This is a genomic window from Pseudomonas sp. NPDC087185 (assembly GCF_044744955.1).
GTDB lineage: Bacteria > Pseudomonadota > Gammaproteobacteria > Pseudomonadales > Pseudomonadaceae > Aquipseudomonas.
Window position 1 is genome coordinate 324,815 of record NZ_JBIUZK010000004.1, and the last position, 18,039, is coordinate 342,853.

The following is an 18,039-nucleotide window of genomic DNA, read 5'->3' on the forward strand; positions in this document are numbered from 1 at the left end:
CGTGCTCCGTCGCGGGGGCATTAATCACTGTTGAGGGCCTCGAATTGTTCGGTGAGGTAATCGGCGGTCGAGTTCAGCGTCGAGATCAGCGTGTCGAGTTCGGTGAACTGTTCACGCCAGCGCTCCATCTCGGAATCGATCAGCGCCTGCTTTTCTTCGTAGCGTTCTTCGAGCTGGTCGAGCTTGTTGTCCAGGCTGTCGGTCTTGGCCGGAATCAGCCCGGTATCTTCGTCCAGGTAGTTGTCCAGGTCTTCGGTCATGCGGCTGATGAAACCGGAGCTGCCATCGCTGCCGATGAAAAACTCGGACACCGCGTCGAGGTTGTCTTCCAAGGCGCTGGCCAGGGTGTCTTCATCGATCGCCAGGGTGCCGTCGGACTCCAGCCCGATGCCCAGCTGCGAGAGGTAGCTGAACGTGCCGCTGCCCATCTGCGTATAGATGTCGCTGGCAAGTTCAGTGCTGATGCGGCGGGTGGTGGAGTCACCCAGCAGCTCGCCGCTGGTGCCGGCGTCGGCGTCGTAGGCGGTAAGTTCGTCCACCGTGGTGACGAAATCGTTGTAGGCGTCGACGAAGGCGGTGATGGCGCTCTCGATCTTGTCGGTGTCGCGCTTGATGGTCAGCGTCTGCGCGCTGCCGGTGTCGCTCAGGGTCAGGGTGACGCCCTGCAGGGCTTCTTCCACCGTGTTGCTCTGGCTGGTGACGGTGATACCGTTGATGGTCAGCTCGGCATTCTGTGCCGCCACTGTCTCGGTCATGTTGCCCGAGCCGTCGGCATAGCCGAATAGCGACGAGGCCAGGTCGCTGCTGTCGCTGCTGCTGTAGCTGACCGTCATGCCAGCGTCGGTGCCGGTGCTGTTGGACGTCAGCACCAGGCGGTAAGGGCTGTCGCTGCCGTCGCTGACGAGGGTCGCGGTGATGCCGGCGTCTGCAGCATTGATGGCATCGCGCAGGCCTGCCAGGGTGTTGTTGCTGCTGTCGAGGGTGATCGACACCGCGTCGCCGCTGCCGGCCTGCAGGGTCAGGGTGCCGGTGCCCAGGGCCGTGCTGGTGTCGCTGATGCCGTCGGTGGCCAGGCTCTGTGCCTGGGCCAGCTGCGTCACTTCGATGCTGTAGGTGCCGGCCACGGTCTCGCTGCCGGTGGTTACCGCCACGCCACTGCCCGAGAGGCTGGTGCTGAGCGAATCGTACAGGCTGGCGTCGGCCAGGGCTTCGGCAGCCGACTGCAGCGTGTCGAGTGCGCTGGTCAGCGTGCCATAGGCCGAAATCTCGGCTTCGACCGATTCTTCCTGGGCGGTGATCGGGTCCAGCAGGCTGGTGGTCTTCGACTCTTCCAGGCTTTCCAGGATGCTATCCAGGTCAAGCCCCGAGCCTACGCCCAGGCTGGTGATGGATGCGGTGGAGCTGGTGGTGGTCATGTGCTGGTCCGTCCTGAAGTGCGCGTCTGGGCGCAACATCGGCCTGCGGAAACTGCATCTTTAAGGGCATTGCCTGTATTTTTGTGACGCAGTTCTCAGACCTGCATGGCCATCACATCCTTATAAGCAGTGAGCAGGCGGTTACGCACCTGCACGCCCATCTGGAAGGCGACGCTGGCCTTCTGCGAGTCGGCCATCACATCGACCAGCGACACCTCGGTGCTGCCTGCCTGAAATGCGTTGGTCTGGCTGCTGGCGGTTTGCTGCAATTGATTGATGCGTTGCAGCGACACCTGCAACTCCCCGGCGAAGCTGTCGGCGGCCTGGCCGACCCGGTTGCTGGCGCTGCCCTGCGCCTGTTCGGCGAGGCTGCTCAACTGTTGCAAGGCGTCGGCGATAGCTTGGGTGGTCATGGCGCAGGGGCTCGTGGCAGGTGAATGCGCGCAGGTTAACAAGCATGGGCCGGTACGAATCTGCCCAATTGGCCGCAAAACAACCGGCTTTTCTGCCCTTTGCCGGCTGGCGGCTTGGCGACAATGACGCTGAGCCAATCCCGCCTGGGCCCCTTTGCCAACCGGCCGACGGACCGCGGGTCGATTACCATTGCCAGCGGACTCCGTAATGCCCTTCTTTCCGGCCAGAACCCCCGTTTCGAGGTGTTCGTGACTACTGCTGCCCAGGCCAAGGGCACAAAAAAGAACCTGCCGATCGCAACGCCGGTGCCCTCTCTGGACGCGTTGACCGCCATGCTGCGCGGCCGCCCGCTGCTGCCGCTGATGCTCGCCGGCGCCGCAGCAGTGGCTGTGGTGGTGGGCTTGTTACTGTGGGCGCAGGAGCCGGAATACCGGGTGCTGTTCTCCAACCTGGGCGAAGCCGACGGCGGCCAGGTCATCGGTGAACTGGACAAACGTGGCGTGCCTTACCGGCTGGGGGAGGGCGGCCATACCATCCTGGTGCCTGCCGAGCGCATGAATGCCCTGCGCCTGCAGCTGGCCGAACAAGGCCTGCCGAAAGCGGGCAGCGTCGGCTTCGAGCTGCTCGACAAGCAAGCCTTCGGCATCAGCCAGTTCGCTGAACACCTCAATTACCAACGCGGCCTTGAAGGTGAGCTGGCGCGTACCATCGAATCACTCGGGCCGGTTGCCCATGCCCGGGTGCACCTGGTGATGGCCAAGGACTCGGTATTCGCCCGCGATCGCGAAGCCGCCCGCGCCTCGGTCACATTGACCCTGCAGCCGGGCCGCGAGCTGGGCCAGGGCCAGGTCAGCGCGATCATCCACCTGGTCACTTCCAGCGTGCCTGAGCTGGCGGTGGACGGTGTGACGGTGGTCGACCAGAGCGGCCACCTGCTGTCGCGCAGCCATGCCAGCGACGGGCTCGACGATTCCAAGCTGGAGTACGTGGGCGAGGTGGAGCGCACGTACCAGCGGCGCATCGAGGAAATCCTCGCGCCACTGCTGGGTAGCCGTAACGTGCATGCCCGGGTGGTTGCACAGATGGACTTCTCGACCCGTGAGAGCACGGCCGAGCGCTATGCCCCCAACCAGGAAGCGAAAGCCGCTTCGGTGCGCAGCCAGCAGACCTCCGAGCGCCTGTTGCAAGGCAGTGACGCCGGGCGCGGGGTGCCCGGTGCGCTGACCAACTCGCCGCCCAATACCCCCGCCCCGACCCGCGCCACCGCGCCTGCCTCGGCAACCGCTGGCAACACCGCCGCTAGCACCGGCGGCGAGCCTGGCAAGTCGCTGCAGAGCGAGCGCATGGTCAACTACGAGGTCGACCGTGATGTCGAGCACGTCAAGTCGAGCCTGGGCAACCTGCAGCGCCTGACCGCCGCCGTGGTGGTCAACTACCGCACGGTGGTCAAGGACGGCGCCGCCACCACCGAGCCGTTGAGCAAGGAGGAGTTGGCCGGCATCAACGACCTGGTGCGCCAGGCCATGGGCTACACCGAAAGCCGGGGTGACACCTTGCAGGTGATCAACAGCCCCTTCGTCGACGAAAGCGTGGAAGCCGGCGAGCTGCCGTGGTGGCGTACGCCCGAGGCCTACAACCTGGGCATGAGCCTGCTGCGTTACCTGCTGGTGGCCATTGTCGCCTTCGTGCTCTGGCAGCGGGTGATCAAGCCGATGCAGCGCCGCGCCAAGCAAGCCCGGGACAACCAGCTGATGGACCTGTCCGAGCATGACCGTGAGCTGATGCCGGCGAAAACCTCAGCTGACGCACTGCTCACCGGCAGCGACGTATCCCGCCCGGCGCTGCCACGCAAGTCGGCGCTTTATGAACAGAACATGGAAAGCCTGAAACAGCTGGCCATCGAAGACCCGCGCCTGGTCGCGATGATCGTGCGCGGTTGGATGAAGAACAATGACTAACAAGATCAGTGGGGCCCGCCGCAGCGCCATCTTGCTGCTGTCGCTGGATGCCGACAGCGCGGCCGAGGTGTTCAAGTTTCTGCCGGGGCCGGAGGTGGAGAACATCAGCCGCGAAATGGCCGGGCTCAGCCAGGTCTCGCACGAGGAGATGCGCCAGGTACTGGCGGACTTCATGGACGAGACCGAACAGTACGCGGCCATCAATATCCAAAGCAGCGACCATATCCGCGCGGTGCTGACCAAGGCACTGGGCAGCGAACGTGCCGCCAGCCTGATCGACGATATCCTGGAAACCTCCAATACCGTCTCCGGCATCGACAAGCTCAACCTGATGGAAGCGCAGATGGTGGCGGAGATGATCCGCGACGAACACCCGCAGATCGTCGCCACCATCCTCGTGCACCTGGAGCGCCACCAGGCCTCGGCGATCCTGCAGTTGCTGTCCGAGCGCCTGCGCAACGACATCATCCTGCGCATCGCCACCTTCAGCGGCGTGCAACCGGTGGCGCTGCACGAACTGACCGAAGTGCTCGGCGGCATGCTCGATGGCCAGAGCCTCAAACGCAGCAAGATGGGCGGGGTGAAGGCGGCAGCGGAGATACTCAACCTGATGGCCTCCAGCCAGGAAACCTCTGCCATCGACAACCTGCGCAACTACAGCGCGGACCTTGCGCAGAAGACCCTCGACGAGATGTTCCTGTTCGAGAACCTCGCCGAGGTCGACGACCGCAGCATCCAGACGCTGCTGCAGAACATCGACAGCAATTCGCTGGCCGTGGCCCTTAAGGGCGCCTCGGCGCCGTTGCTCGATCGCTTCCTGCGCAACATGTCGCAACGGGCTTCCACGCTGTTCCGCGAGGACATGGAAGCGCGCGGGCCGATCCGCATGTCGCAGATCGAAACCGAGCAGAAGTCGATCCTGCAGGTGGTGCGCCGCCTTTCCGAAACCGGCGACATGGTGACCGCGCGGGGTGATGACGCTTATGTCTGAGCCGATGCCGCCGGGGCACTGGCAGCCGTGGCACATGGCGCCCTTGGGCAGCGATGTGCCAGCCGCCGTGGAACCTGGCGCCGCCCGTCGCGAACTGGCGCGCAAGCGTGCACTCGAGCAACGCCTGGCGTTGCAGCAGCTGCGTGAGCAAACGGTGGCCGAAGCCCGGCAGGCGGGCCATGCCGAGGGCAAAGCGCTGGGGCATGCGCAAGGGCTGGCCGAGGGCCGGGCAGCGGCTGACGAAGCATTGCGCCAGCAGGCCCGCGAGGTTTTGGAGCCCTTGCGGGCGCTGTGCCTGAGCTTCGATGAGGCATTGCGCCAGGTGGATGGCTTGGTCGCTGGACAGCTGGGCCAGGTTGCCATCGACCTGGCCGGGCGCCTGGCTGGCAAGGTACTGGCGGTGCAGCCTGAACAGGTGCAGGTGCTGGTGCGCGAGATGCTTGCCTGCGAGCCCGTGCTCACCGGTAAGCCGGCGCTTGCCCTGAACCCCGATGACCTGCCCTGGGTGCAGCGCTGCCTGGGCGACGAACTGGATGCCGCCGGCTGGAACCTGCAGGCAGACCCGGCCATGCTGCCAGGCGGTTGCCGTGTGACGAGCGCGACGGCAGAGCTGGACGCTACACGCCAGACCCGCCAGGACCTGTTCGAGCGCAACGGCCAGTGGCTGCTCGACGCACTGAGCAGCGCGCCGGACGCCGCGCCATGATCGCCGACAACCCGCACCTGCGGCGCTGGGGCCGAGGGCTGCAGGCGCTGGCCAGTGACGCCATGCGGGTGCCCGACTACCGCCGCAGTGGGCGCATCGTGCGTGCCACCGGCATTGTCCTGGAGGCGGTCGGCCTGCGCCTGCCGTTGGGGGCGGCCTGCCGTATCGAGCTGAGCCCCGCCAGCAGCGGGGCAGCGGCCGACTACGCCGAGGCCGAGGTGATCGGCTTTGCCGGCGACGTGCTGTACCTCATGCCTCTCGAAGAAATCCACGGGCTGCAATCGGGGGCGCGGTTCTTCGCCCTGGCCGACGAGCCGGGCGCCAGCGATGGCGTGCGCCCGGTGCCGTTGGGCATGGCGCTGCTCGGGAGGGTGCTGGACAGCAGCGGCAACCCCCTGGACGGCAAGGGTGCGCTGCCGGCTACGCAACGTGCCAGCTTGCACGGCCAGCCGATCAACCCGCTGCAGCGCGCGCCGATCGAGCAGCAGATCGATGTCGGCATCCGCGCCATCAATGCCTTGTTGAGTGTCGGCAGGGGCCAGCGCCTGGGCCTGTTCGCCGGCTCCGGGGTGGGCAAATCGGTGCTGCTGGGCATGATGGCGCGTTACACCCAGGCCGACGTGGTGGTGGTCGGCCTGATCGGTGAGCGTGGCCGTGAAGTGCAAGACTTCATCGACAATATTCTCGGCGAAGACGGGCTGCGCCGCTCGGTGGTGGTGGCCGCGCCAGCCGATGCTTCGCCGCTGCAGCGCTTGCAGGGGGCACTGTATGCGACCCGCCTGGCCGAAGACTTCCGCGACCAGGGCAAGGACGTGTTGCTGATTATGGATTCACTGACCCGCTACGCGATGGCCCAGCGCGAGATCGCCCTGGCTCTCGGCGAGCCGCCGGCGACCAAGGGGTACCCGCCGTCGGTGTTCGCCAAGCTGCCGAAGCTGGTCGAGCGCGCCGGTAACGGCCCGCGCGGCGGTGGCTCGATCACCGCTTTCTACACCGTGCTCAGCGAGGGCGATGACCAGCAGGACCCGATTGCCGATTCGGCGCGGGCGATTCTCGACGGCCACCTGGTGCTGTCGCGCCAGCTGGCGGAGGCTGGCCATTACCCGGCGATCGATATCGAAGCGTCGATCAGCCGTGCGATGAGCGCGATCGTCAGCGAGCCGCAGCAGCGCAAGGCGCAAAAGCTCAAGCAGGCCGTGTCGCGCTACCAGCGCAACCGTGACCTGATCAGCGTCGGTGCCTATGCGCCGGGGCACGATACCCAGCTCGACCGCGCCGTGACCCTGTACCCGCATATCGAACGTTTCCTGCAGCAGCAGACCCACGAGCGCACCTCGATGCAGGACACCCTCGCCGGGCTCAACCTGCTGTTCCCTGGCAAATGACCTTCAACCCGTCTACGCAGGCACCCACCCATGGCCCATGAGTCGCTCCAGCTGCTGATCGAGCTCACCGAGCGCACCCGCGAAACGGCCGCCAGCGCGCTGGCGCAGAGCCGCCGTGCCGAACAGCAGATGACCGAACAGCTGCGCCTGCTGGACCAGTACCAGCGCGAATATCGCCAAGGCCTGCAGCAGGAACTGGCCGGTGCCGGCATGAGCCCGTCCACCCTGGCCAACTACCGCGGCTTCATCAAGTCGCTGGAGGGCGCCATCGAGCGGGCCGAGGGCAACCTGGCCCGCCATCGCACTCAGCTGGCCCAGCACCAGGACACCTGGCGGCAGGCTTGGCGCAAGGTCAGTGCGCTGGAAGCCTTGCTGGCCCGGCGCCTGGCGCAAGGGCGCCTGCTTGCCGGGCGCGCCGAGCAGCGGCGTACCGATGAACTGGCCGGGCGCGCGCGCCAGGCCGGGCAATTTGCCTCACCCCTCGACAGTGGATTCTGAACACGCCCATGGACATCATCACCGCCCTTTCCCCTGTGGCTGCGGCCCCTGCTCAGGCCCCAGCAGGTGACCGTGTCGTGGACAGCGACACGCAGGCGTTCGGGGCTGCCTTGCAGCAGGCGCAAACCCGCGAGGCTGTGCCCGAGCCGGCGCCCCCTGTCGCCACTGCCGAACCCATGCCCTCCACGCGCACCGCCAGCCTTGCCGCGACGCCCGAGAATGCCGCGATTGTGCTGCAGAGCGGCCCGGCAGCGACTGCTGTCGAGGCTGCGATCGAGCCGCCACAGGCTGAAGTGCAGGCGCCACCTGAAGCGGCCGTCGACGACAAGGCGCACGTTGACGAGGGTGAAGTTGATCCGCTGGATATCAACGTTCCGGTTGCCGCGACGCAGGTGAGCAAGGAGGAAACAGATGCCGCCGATGACGACACACAGCAGCCCGATGATGCGTTAGAGGCGATCCGTCAGCGCCTTGACCTGATCGACACTGCCGGCCAGCTGGCCGCTGGCGTGCTTGCTGCTCAACCTGCGGTGGCCTGGGCGCAGGCACCGGTGCTCAACGCACAGCCGGCCTCTGGCGTCGACCCTGAGGCCAGTGCGCTGCAGTGGCTGGAAACCACCCCCGATGGCGTCAGCCTGGAGGCAGAGCCGGCCATGGACACTCCAGCCGAGTTCGCAAAGGCGACCGAAGCACTCGCGCAAGGCGCGGGCAACGTCATCGTCGATGGCCAAGCCCCGCCAGCTGTGGCCTTGAGCCCCACCGCGCCTTTCACCCTTGCCACCTTGACGCCTGCCCTGGCGCAAGGCACCGCCAACACGGGCGCCGAGGGCGTGACCACAGCGATCACTGCGACGGTGGGCAGCGATACCTGGCAGGCCGACCTCGGCCAGCAGGTGCTCGGCATGGTCCGGCGCGGCGAGCAGCAGGTCGACCTGCAGCTGCATCCTGCCGACCTGGGGCCCTTGTCGATCAGCCTCAATGTCAGCGAGAGCGGCATCCAGGCGCAGTTCCACTCGGCCCACGCGTCCGTGCGGGCAGCGGTGGAACAGGCGCTGCCACAGTTGCAGGGCGCGCTGGCGGCGCAGGGCCTGAGCCTGGGCGAAACCTCGGTCAACGACGGGGCATCGCGCCAGGCCGCGGGTGAGCAGCCGCGGCGTGAGTCACCAGGCAGCAGTGGCGAGGCCCGCCGGCAGCAGCTGGCGCAGGCCAGCGCGCCGACGCCGGTGGTGCAGGCCGTCAGCGTCGGTGGCGGGGTCGACCTGTACCTGTGAGGCGCCAGGCAAAGCCGCAAGTTGGCGCCCTAAACCCACGCTAATCCGCCCATGGCGGCGGACGCCGGCTGGGCATACTTGCGCCCTTTCGCAACGCTTTCCCATTCCCAAGGCAGCTGTCCATGCCCACTACCACCAAGAAAATCTGGCTCTGGTTCATACCATTGGCCCTGGTCGCCGCCGCTGCCAGTTCTGCGGGTGTGTACACCTACGTGATGCGTGAGCGGGCCCATACCCAGGGGGCGCGCACGGCGCCCGTGGTGCCGCAGGCACCGCTGCTGGTGAGCGTCGCGCCGATGACCGTCAACCTGCGCAACCCGCATGACGAGCCGACCATGCTGTACGTGGGCTTCAACCTGGAAGTCGGCGACGACGCCACACGCAAGCTGCTCGAACTGTACATGCCGAGAATCCGCAGCCAGTTGCTGACGGTGCTGAGCGGCCAGGACAGTACCGAGCTTGCCACCCCTGAGGGGAAAAACGCCCTGGCGGCGCGCATCCTCGAGCTGCTGCGCAGCACCCTGAGTACCGACCAGCACGCTGTCGCGCTGCTGGGTGTGCTCTACACCGACTTCATCGTGCAATAAGCCATGCCCACCAACGACATGCTCTCGCAAGAAGAGATCGACATGCTGCTGCGCGGCGGCGATGACCTGGATACTTCCGGTATCGACGATGACACTGGCCTGGAATTTCCAGAGGGCAGCGAGGTGCCCGAAGAGCAGGTGCGCCGCTACGACCCAGCGACCCAGCACCGGGTCATCCAGGAGCGCCTGCATACCCTGGACATCATCAACGGCCGCTTCGCCCGCTATTTCCGCATGAGCCTGTTCAACCTGATCCGGCGCAACGTGGACATCACCTTCAAAGGCATCAGCTACCAGAGCTTCAGCGACTTTTCCCTGCACTTGCCGATGCCCTCCAACATCAACCTGCTGTCGATGAAGCCGCTGCGTGGTACCGCCCTGGTGGTGTTCCCGCCCAGCGTGGTGTTCATGGTGGTCGACAACCTGTTCGGCGGCGATGGCCGCTTCGTCACCAAGTCCGAAGGGCGCGAGTTCACCAACACCGAGCTGCGCATCATCCGCCGCCTGCTCGGGTTGACGGTGGATGCCTACAGCGATGCCTGGAAGTCGGTCTACCCGCTGGAGATCGACTACCTGCGTTCGGAGATGCAGGCCAAGTTCGCCAACATCACCGGCTCGCCCAACGAAATCGTGGTCAATGCCACCTTCCACCTGGAGGTCGGCAACCTCTCGAGCGATTTCAACATCGTCATCCCCTACCTGATGATCGAGCCGATGCGCCAGCTGCTCAGCGGCCCGCTGACCGACGCTAACCCGGAAGAGGAGCGCCAGTGGAACCGGCGCATGGCCGACGAGATCAGCCACTCGCAGGTCGACCTGATTGCCGACTTCGTCGAGGTCGGTTCGCGGCTGGGGCAGGTCATGGAACTGAAAGTGGGTGATGTGCTGCCCATCGACCTGCCGGACAGCGTCAAGGTGCGCGTCGACGGTGTGCCTGTGATGACCTGCGAGTTCGGTAGCTACAACGGTGCCCGCGCCTTGCTGGTGAAGGAGTTGATCGATCACTCCATCGGCAAGTCGCCCAATTCCAGCCGTTTCATCAAAGGCCACCTGCCCAAAGCCAAGGAACCCGATCATGAGTGACCCGAACACGCCCGAACCGCGCGAAGACGACGAGTGGGCCAGCGCCCTGAACGAGCAAAGCGCCGCTGACGACGCCGAAGACCCTTGGGCCTCGGCCTTGGCCGAGCAACACGAGGTGGCGCCCGCCGCAGTCGCCAAGCCGGCCGACAGCGTGGTCTTCAAGCCGCTGGGCACCGCACCGGCGCTGGCGTCGCCGCGCGAGCTGGAAATGATCATGGACATCCCGGTGAGGCTGAGCGTCGAGCTGGGGCGCACGCGCATCACCATCAAGCAATTGCTCGAACTGGCCCAAGGCTCGGTGCTGGCCCTCGACGGCCTGGCCGGCGAGCCCATGGACATCCTGATCAACAGCTACCTGATCGCTCAGGGCGAAGTGGTGGTGGTGGATGACCGCTATGGCATTCGCATCACCGAAATCATCACGCCGTCCGAACGCGTGCAGAAGCTCAACCGATGAGTACCGCCGCGACGTTTGCTGCACCCGCCAGCCTCGGCGTGCCGGCGGACAACCTGGTCGGCTTGGGCCTGTTGGGCAAGACCGCGCTGGCGCTGGGGCTGGTGATGGCCTGTGTGCTGCTGTGCGGCTGGCTGGTGTCACGCCTCGGCGCCCGCGCTTCAGCGCCCGACAAGGTGGTGCAGGTGGTTGCCAGCACGCGCCTGGGGCAACGCGAGAAAGTGGTGGTGGTCGAGGTGCGCGGGCGCTGGCTGGTGCTCGGGGTCACGGCGCAGCACGTGGCCTGCCTGTCTGATGTCGAAGCGCCCCAGGCCAGCGCCGAGGTCACGGCCGAACCCGCTGCACGTGGCTTTGCCCTGCGCCTGATGGATGCGCTGAAGCAAGGTGGTGCGCGCGACCCGGAGCCGCGCGCATGAGGGCGTCGCGGGTGGCCTGGGTGCCGTTGCTGCTGCTGGCGCTGTTGCCGGTGGCCGAGGCGGCGCCGGTGGTGCAAGGGCTGTCCGGGTTCACCGGCCAGGCCGGTGGCGAGAAGTGGTCGCTGAGCCTGCAGACCTTGCTGCTGCTCAGCGCCATGGCTTTCTTGCCAGCGGTGCTGCTGATGATGACCGGGTTCACCCGTATCATCATTGTGCTCGGCCTGCTGCGCACCGCCATCGGCACCACCAGCGCCCCGCCCAACCAGGTGTTGCTGGGGCTGGCGCTGTTTCTGACCTTCTTCGTCATGTCGCCGACCCTGGAGCAGGCTTACCAGAAGGCCTGGGTGCCGTTTTCCCAGGATCAGATGGGCGTGGAGCAGTTCCTCGACGAGGCTAGCCAGCCGTTTCGCACCTTCATGCTGGCGCAGACGCGCCAGACCGACCTGGCGTTGTATGCCCGCCTGGCGCGCATCGCTGACCTCAAGGGGCCGGAAGATGTACCCATGCGCGTGCTGCTGCCGGCATTCGTCACCAGCGAATTGAAAACCGCCTTCCAGGCCGGCTTCACCATCTTCATCCCATTCCTGATCATCGATTTGCTGGTGGCCAGTGTGCTGATGGCCCTGGGCATGATGATGGTGCCGCCCTCGACCATTTCCCTGCCGTTCAAGCTGATGTTGTTCGTGCTGGTGGACGGTTGGCAGTTGCTGCTTGGCTCGCTGGCCCAGAGTTTCTACCCGGTATGAGCCTGCGAGGAGTGCCTTGATGACCCCGGAAATGGTGATGGACCTGGCCTACAAGGGCATGCGCATGAGCATGACGGTGGCCGCGCCGCTGCTGCTGGTGACCTTGTGCATCGGCTTGCTGGTGAGCCTGTTCCAGGCCGCGACGCAAATCAACGAGTCGACCCTGTCGTTCATCCCCAAGATCGCCGGGGTGTGCCTGGTGCTGATCCTCGCCGGGCCGATGCTGATGGAGATGCTGGTGGATTACACCCGCGCGCTGTTCACCAGCTTGCCGTCGCTGGTGGGGTGAGCGGCCTTGATCGAGGTTGGCTGGGACCAGTTGCAGTTGTGGCTGAGCGCGTTTTTCTGGCCGTTCTGCAGGCTGCTGGGGTTCTTCATGAGCGACCCGATCCTGGGCCACAAGAATGTCCCCAGCCAGGTGAAGGTCGGGCTGGCCGTGTTGCTGGCGGTCTTGCTAGCGCCCAACCTGCCGCCGATGCCGGACATCGCGCTGTTTTCCTGGGCCGGCTTCGGGGTGATCGTCGAGCAGTTGCTGATCGGCATGTCGCTGGGCATGGTCATGCGCATCGCCCTGGCAGTGGTGGAAATGGCGGGTGACATTTGCGGCATGCAGATGGGCCTGGCCTTCGCGTCGTTCTTTTCCGCCGACACCGGCACCAACAGCCAGGTGCTGTCGCGTTTTCTCAGCCTGGTGACTCTCCTCATGTTCCTCGCCCTGGGGGGGCACCTGATGGTGCTGGAGCTGTTGGCCGCCACCTTCGAGCAACTGCCGATCGGCCGTTTCAGTTTCAACCCGCAGGGCTGGAACATGCTGGCGCGACACGGCGGCAGTATTTTCCTCACCGGCCTGTTGCTGGCGTTGCCCATGGTCGGCGCCTTGCTGATCATCAACCTGGCGATGGGCATCCTCAACCGCGTGGCCCCGCAGCTTACGGTGTTCTCCGTCGGTTTCCCGGCGACACTGTTCGTCGGCATGTTGCTGCTCACGGTACTGGTCGGCGACCTCGGGCAGTTCCTCGCCGCGCTGCTGCAGCAGGCCTTGCAGTTCATGCAGGCCCTGATCGGTCAGCTTGGGCAGGGCTGATACCGCTTCCGAAAACATCACACTTTCCTGTGGGAGCGCAGGTGAAGCGTTCAGATGTATTCGAACAACGACAACTGCTGCACGCTGGCGAAGGTCTGCTGGGCCGCCTGCATCGACACCTGAAGGCTCACGTAGCGCGAGATGGATTCGGTGTAGTCGGCATCCACCAGGCCGGATAGCCGCTCGGTGTAGCTGAGCGCCAGGTCGTCACCGATGGTATCCAGCACTTCCACTTGGCCGAGGCGTGTGCCCACCGAGGTCAGTACTGTGAGCACGTTATCCTGGGCGTTGCTCAGCTCGCGGCTGGCGGTGGACAAGGTGTTGCTCAGCGCCGCCTGGTCGGAGGCATCCTCCACCGGTGTCTGCAGTGTGGTGATCAGGTTCTGCAGCGTGGCAAACACGTCAGGGTCGGCATCGGCGGCGGCGCTGACCGTCAGGCTGTCACCAGCTGCCGGCGTGCCGCTGAGGGTCAGGTTCAGGCCATTGATTTCCAGCGTCTCACCGTCGGTGTAGGCGACCGGGTCCTGGCCGTCGAGGCTGTACTGGGTGCTGCCATCGTCGGCGACGCTGAACGTCAGGGTGAACGCGCTGCCGTAATTGGCCGCGCTGCTGTCGGCGATGTCCGGGCCATCGAAGGTCAGGGTGCCGCTGTTGTCACCGGCCTCGGCGATGAACCCGGCAGAGCTGCTGACCGACAGGAAGATGCTTGCGCCATTGTCGCCACTGGCCATGCTCTGGGTGGCACTGACCTGTTGCGACACCACGCTGTCATCACCCTGGTAGGTCATCACGCCATCGGCATCCTCGGCAAACGCCGGGCTCTGGCTCTGGTAGCCGGCAAACAGGTAGTTACCGTTGCTGTCGGTGCTGTTGGCCAGGGTCACCAGGGTGTCGTAGATCCCCTGCAACGAGGTGGCGAGGGATTCGCGGTCGGCGTCGCTGAGGGTGCCGTTGCCGGCCTGCACCACCAGGCTCATGGCGCTGGTGATGGCATCGTTGATGCTGTCCAGGGTGCTTTCTTCCTGGGACAGCGAGGTGGTAATGGCAGCGCGCGAGTCGGCATACTGCTCGTTCGCCGCGATCGACTGGCGCACGGTCACTGCCTGTGCGGCGGCCAGGGAGTCATCCGAAGGGTTGACCACGCGGGTGCCGCTGGATACCTCCAGGGCCGCCTGCTGGTACTCGCTTTGCTGGGCGAGCATGGAGTTGAGGTTCTGGTTGTAGATGGTCGCACTGCTCAGGCGCATGGCGGGCTCTCCTTTGGCTGTCAGCTGATGTCGAGGATGGTGTCGAGCACGGTAGTGCCTACTTCGACGATCTTCGCGCAGGCCTGGTAGTACTGCTGGTAGACGATGAGGTTGGCCGCTTCTTCGTCAAGGTTCACGCCCGATTCGGACTGCTGCAGGGTGGTCAGTTGCTCGGTCAGTGCCGACTGGGTTTCCAGCTGCGCGGCGACGCGGGTGGCGGTGCTGCCCACGTCGCTCACCAGCGAGGCATAGGTTTCGCTGAGCGTGGCCTTGCCACCGACGATGTTGCTGGTTTGCAGGTCGAGCATCGCCAGGGCATTGGTGTTGTCGCTGCTGCCGCTGGAAGTGCCTGCGGCGATCTGCTCGCCTTCGCTGATCAATGTGGTGAAGCTGCTGGCGGCACTGCGGGTGGGCTGCACCAGGAAGCTGTCGCCATCCGCGGCGGTGCCGCTGACGGTGAGGTTCATGCCGGCGAAGCTCAGGGTCGCGCTGCTGCTGTCGTAGCTGGCGTCGACGCTGGCGCCGGTATCATTGCGGGTGACGGTGAAGCCTTCGCTGTCGGACCAGGTCACGGTGTAGTCACTGGCCGTAAGGGCGCTGACATCGTCGCTGAAGCTGGCGCTTACGGTGGCATCGCCGGTATTGCCGGTGTTGCCGTATACCAGCGGGTCGGCCACCGAGAAGAACGCCGTGCCGCTGTCGCCATTGAGGTCGATGCCCTGGGCCTGCAACGTGTTGAAGGCCTGGGCCAGCGACACGGCCATCAGGCCCAGCTGGTTCTGAGTGTCGGCGAGGGTGGTGTCGCGCAATTCCAGCAGGCCGCCGAGCGAGCCGCTGTCGAGCACGCTGTCGCCCAGGGTGACGCTGTTGCCGGCGGCATCGACATAGCTGATCGACGCTTCGCTGGGGTCGCTGGCCGACGCCTCGGTGGCCAGCTCGAAGCTGTCGCCCCCAGATACCAGGGCCAGGCCATTGCTCAGGGCGACCGTGTAGCTGCCGTTGTCCTGCACGGTGACATCGACGGCCACCAGCTCGCTGAGCTGGCTCACCAGCAGGTCGCGCTGGTCGAGCAGGTCGTTGGAGGTGCTGCCGAGCGACCCTGACAGGCTGATCTGGCCGTTGAGGGTGGCGATCTGCGCGCTCAGGTCGTTGATCTGGGTGACTTGATCGTCGATCTGGTTGTTCACATCATCGGCCATGGCCGACAGGTAGCTGCCCAGCTGGTTGAACTGGCTGGCCAGGGTTTCTGCCGCACCCACCACTTCCTCGCGCGCGGCGGTATCGCTGGCGTCTGAAGTCAGCGTCTGGATCGCCGAGAAGAAGCTTTGCAGCAGCGTGTCCAGGCTGGCGTCGCTGTCGGCCAGCAGGCTGTCGATCTGGTCGATCTCGGTCTGGTAGGTGGACAGCGCGCTTTCGGCGCTGGTGGAGCTGTTGAGTTGGGTGGTGACGAACTGATTGTACTGGCGGTCGACGCTGGACACCTGCACGCCATTGCCCGCAGTGGACGCACTGAAGGTGGCGACCTGGCGGGTGTAGCCGTCGGTGTAGGCGTTGGTGGTGTTGTTGCTGCTGGTGGCAAGGGCGATCTGCGCCGCCGTGAGGCCGCTGACGCCAATGGAGGTGATGCTCATCGATAAGCTCCTGGGCTACATGTTGCGCAACATCGGCCTCGGGCCGGAGCATCTTGAGCGCTGGCCCGTGGTTGATTGCACAAAAGCGTTGGCGAACGTGGGCCGGCCTAGCGCTCGTTGGCAAGCGCTACCTGGCCCGCAGGTGGCAGCGGGCCGAGGGTGGCCATGACCGCGATCAGTTTGTCGGCGTAGTGTGGGTCGGTGGCGTAGCCGCCTTGCTGCAGCGCCACTGCCGCCTGGGCGCTGCTGGCGGCGTTGCGTGCGGCGGCGTAGCCGGGCCGGCTACCGATCAAATGGGCGTAATCGTCGAAGGCGGCCTGCGCATCGGGGTAGACGCGAAAGCGTTCCACCTGCTTCTGCGCCAGGCCTGCAACGTATTCGGTGGTCTGCACCTCGGTGGTCTCGCCTTGCCAGCCCCCGCCGGCCTTGATGCCGAACAGGTTGTGGCTGTCGGCACCGGCGGCGGTGGTGATGCGCCGCCGGCCCCAGTCGGTTTCCAGTGCGGCCTGGGCGAGAATCAGCTCGGCGGGTACGCCGCTGCTGCGTTCGGCCAGGCGTGCCGGGCCCGCCAGGCGGGCCACGAAGTCTTCGACATGGCTTGCGCGGTCCGGCGCCTCACCGCGCACTTCATAGCGCTTCCAGGCATCGAATGCCGGTGTTTGCCGGGCCAGGCTGGTGAAGGGGGAATCGCCGGCAGGGGCAGGGCGCTCGTGGGCCAGGCCACCGCCGGCCAGGCTGCGGGTCAGCTGGTCGGCCAGGCCCATGCCACGCCCGGCCAGGCTCTGCGCCCATTGCTGGTCGAGCATCTCGGTGTACAGCTCGGTCTGCGAATTGTTGGACAACGCCGACTTGGGGATGGCCGCACGCATGCTCTTGAGCATCGTCTGCAGGAACAGTGCCTCGAACTGCCGCGTCGCTTCCTTCAGGCCGGCTTCGCCCTCGCGTCCGGCCTCACTGCGCAAGCGTTGCAAGCCCTGAACATCGAATGCGAAGCCTGCCGCACCGTCTGCCATGCTCATCAGATGATCTCCAGTTCGGCACGTAGCGAGCCGGCGGCCTTGAGTGCCTGCAGAATCACCATCAGGTCCTGTGGCGTGGCGCCCAGGGCGTTGAGGCCTTTGACCACGTCCATCAGGTCGGCGCTGCCTTCCAGTACGTGCAGGGCACGGGCCTGGGTCTCGATGGAAATATCGCTGTTGGCGGTGCCGGCCGTCTGCCCACCGCTGAAGGCGCCGGGCTGGCTGACACTGTTGGTGGTGTCGATGGTGACCGAGAGGTCGCCGTGAGCCACGGCGGCGCGGAACAGCTTCACCGAGCCGTTGAGTACCACCGAGCCGGTGCGCGAGTCGAGAATGACTTTGGGCCGCGCCTGCATCGGCAGCACCTCGATGCTGTCGATCCGGGCCATGAAGTTGACCCGTTCGTTGGCCGAGAGCGGCCCCTGGATCTGCACCAGGCCACCGTCCACTGCAGAGGCCACCGTGCTGCGCATCTCGCTGTTGATGGCGAACACCACCCGCTGCGCGGTGGCGGGGTCGGGCTCGCGCAGTTGCAGTTCGAGCAGGCCGTGCTGGCTGCCGAGGTCGAGCGGGACACGGTTTTCCACCACCGCACCGCGGCTGATGCGCCCGCCCGCCAGCTGGTTGATCTGCACGCTGCTGCCATTGGCGGCAGCGCCGGCGCCGCCCACCAGCAGGTTGCCCTGGGCCATGGCATAGACATCGCCGTCGGCGCCTTTGAGCGGGGTCATCAGCAAGGTCCCGCCCCGCAGGCTGCGGGCGTTGCCGATGGACGAGACGACCACGTCGATCTGCTGGCCGGGGCGGGTCAGCGGTGGCAGGTTGGCGGTCACGATCACTGCGGCGATGTTGCGCATCTGCATGTTGGCGTCGGCTGGCAAGGTGACGCCGAGCTGCGACAGCATGTTGGTCAGGCCCTGTTCGGTAAACGGGCTCTGGGTGGTCTGGTCGCCGCTGCCGTCGAGCCCGACCACCAGGCCGTAGCCCACCAGGTTGTTGCTGCGGATACCGGCGAAATCGGCGATGTCGCGGATTTGCTCAGCTTGTGCGCTGGCGCCCAGCAGTAGCGCGCAGGCGCCCAGCAGCAGGCGCTTCAGCCCGAAAGTGAACGGGGAGTCGGCCATGGTGCGCTCG

At 65.8% G+C, this 18,039-nt stretch carries 19 protein-coding genes; 13 read left to right on the forward strand and 6 right to left on the reverse strand.

Features of this window, described 5'->3' with window-relative positions:
- Positions 1–20: 20 nt before the first annotated feature.
- Entirely contained in the window at positions 21–1,415 is a 1,395-nt protein-coding gene (gene fliD, locus ACIPIJ_RS16060) for a flagellar filament capping protein FliD (protein WP_401078187.1), read from the reverse strand.
- Between the two features lie 95 nt (positions 1,416–1,510).
- Entirely contained in the window at positions 1,511–1,828 is a 318-nt protein-coding gene (gene fliE, locus ACIPIJ_RS16065) for a flagellar hook-basal body complex protein FliE (protein ID WP_401078189.1), read from the reverse strand.
- 249 nt (positions 1,829–2,077) lie between these two features.
- Here fliE and fliF point away from each other — a divergent pair, with 249 nt between their 5' ends.
- The 13 genes from fliF to fliR all read left to right on the forward strand — a co-directional run bounded on the left by fliF (position 2,078) and on the right by fliR (position 13,008).
- Positions 2,078–3,787, forward strand: coding sequence for a flagellar basal-body MS-ring/collar protein FliF (gene fliF / locus ACIPIJ_RS16070; RefSeq protein ID WP_401078192.1), 1,710 nt, complete (start codon positions 2,078–2,080; stop codon positions 3,785–3,787).
- On the forward strand, positions 3,780–4,778 hold the full coding sequence (fliG, locus tag ACIPIJ_RS16075) for a flagellar motor switch protein FliG (protein WP_401078195.1): 999 nt from the start codon (positions 3,780–3,782) through the stop codon (positions 4,776–4,778). The genes fliF and fliG overlap by 8 nt, the downstream gene beginning before the upstream one ends.
- On the forward strand, positions 4,771–5,484 hold the full coding sequence (locus tag ACIPIJ_RS16080; protein WP_401078198.1) for a flagellar assembly protein FliH: 714 nt from the start codon (positions 4,771–4,773) through the stop codon (positions 5,482–5,484). The genes fliG and ACIPIJ_RS16080 overlap by 8 nt, the downstream gene beginning before the upstream one ends.
- Complete coding sequence (fliI, locus tag ACIPIJ_RS16085; RefSeq protein WP_401078200.1) at positions 5,481–6,869, forward strand: flagellar protein export ATPase FliI; 1,389 nt, start codon at positions 5,481–5,483, stop codon at positions 6,867–6,869. Before ACIPIJ_RS16080 ends, fliI begins: the two co-directional genes overlap by 4 nt.
- A 30-nt stretch (positions 6,870–6,899) precedes the next feature.
- On the forward strand, positions 6,900–7,367 hold the full coding sequence (gene fliJ, locus ACIPIJ_RS16090) for a flagellar export protein FliJ (protein ID WP_401078203.1): 468 nt from the start codon (positions 6,900–6,902) through the stop codon (positions 7,365–7,367).
- A gap of 77 nt (positions 7,368–7,444) precedes the next feature.
- Complete coding sequence (locus tag ACIPIJ_RS16095; RefSeq protein WP_401078206.1) at positions 7,445–8,638, forward strand: flagellar hook-length control protein FliK; 1,194 nt, start codon at positions 7,445–7,447, stop codon at positions 8,636–8,638.
- Between the two features lie 122 nt (positions 8,639–8,760).
- Positions 8,761–9,225, forward strand: coding sequence for a flagellar basal body-associated FliL family protein (locus tag ACIPIJ_RS16100; protein ID WP_401078209.1), 465 nt, complete (start codon positions 8,761–8,763; stop codon positions 9,223–9,225).
- A 3-nt stretch (positions 9,226–9,228) separates the two neighbouring features.
- Entirely contained in the window at positions 9,229–10,308 is a 1,080-nt protein-coding gene (gene fliM, locus ACIPIJ_RS16105) for a flagellar motor switch protein FliM (protein WP_401078212.1), read from the forward strand.
- Positions 10,301–10,765, forward strand: coding sequence for a flagellar motor switch protein FliN (gene fliN / locus ACIPIJ_RS16110; RefSeq protein WP_401078214.1), 465 nt, complete (start codon positions 10,301–10,303; stop codon positions 10,763–10,765). The genes fliM and fliN overlap by 8 nt, the downstream gene beginning before the upstream one ends.
- A complete protein-coding gene (gene fliO, locus ACIPIJ_RS16115) occupies positions 10,762–11,178 on the forward strand; it encodes a flagellar biosynthetic protein FliO (RefSeq protein ID WP_401078216.1) in 417 nt (138 codons plus the stop codon). The genes fliN and fliO overlap by 4 nt, the downstream gene beginning before the upstream one ends.
- Positions 11,175–11,924, forward strand: a complete 750-nt coding sequence (gene fliP, locus ACIPIJ_RS16120; RefSeq protein WP_401078219.1) for a flagellar type III secretion system pore protein FliP — start codon at positions 11,175–11,177, stop codon at positions 11,922–11,924. The genes fliO and fliP overlap by 4 nt, the downstream gene beginning before the upstream one ends.
- A gap of 19 nt (positions 11,925–11,943) precedes the next feature.
- Positions 11,944–12,213, forward strand: coding sequence for a flagellar biosynthesis protein FliQ (fliQ, locus tag ACIPIJ_RS16125; protein ID WP_401078221.1), 270 nt, complete (start codon positions 11,944–11,946; stop codon positions 12,211–12,213).
- 6 nt (positions 12,214–12,219) lie between these two features.
- Positions 12,220–13,008, forward strand: a complete 789-nt coding sequence (gene fliR, locus ACIPIJ_RS16130; RefSeq protein ID WP_401078223.1) for a flagellar biosynthetic protein FliR — start codon at positions 12,220–12,222, stop codon at positions 13,006–13,008.
- Positions 13,009–13,058: 50 nt separating this feature from the next.
- On the opposite strand, the gene flgL is transcribed toward fliR, so the two are convergent.
- The 4 genes from flgL to ACIPIJ_RS16150 all read right to left on the reverse strand — a co-directional run bounded on the left by flgL (position 13,059) and on the right by ACIPIJ_RS16150 (position 18,029).
- The gene (gene flgL / locus ACIPIJ_RS16135) at positions 13,059–14,255 is read right to left on the reverse strand and encodes a flagellar hook-associated protein FlgL (RefSeq protein ID WP_401078226.1); all 1,197 of its coding nucleotides are present in this window, start codon (positions 14,253–14,255) and stop codon (positions 13,059–13,061) included.
- A 20-nt stretch (positions 14,256–14,275) separates the two neighbouring features.
- Complete coding sequence (gene flgK / locus ACIPIJ_RS16140; protein WP_401078228.1) at positions 14,276–15,886, reverse strand: flagellar hook-associated protein FlgK; 1,611 nt, start codon at positions 15,884–15,886, stop codon at positions 14,276–14,278.
- A gap of 107 nt (positions 15,887–15,993) precedes the next feature.
- Complete coding sequence (gene flgJ, locus ACIPIJ_RS16145; protein WP_401078231.1) at positions 15,994–16,905, reverse strand: flagellar assembly peptidoglycan hydrolase FlgJ; 912 nt, start codon at positions 16,903–16,905, stop codon at positions 15,994–15,996.
- Positions 16,905–18,029 (reverse strand): flagellar basal body P-ring protein FlgI, encoded by a 1,125-nt coding sequence (locus ACIPIJ_RS16150; protein WP_401078233.1) that lies wholly within the window; start codon positions 18,027–18,029, stop codon positions 16,905–16,907. Before ACIPIJ_RS16150 ends, flgJ begins: the two co-directional genes overlap by 1 nt.
- Between the last annotated feature and the right edge of the window lie 10 nt (positions 18,030–18,039).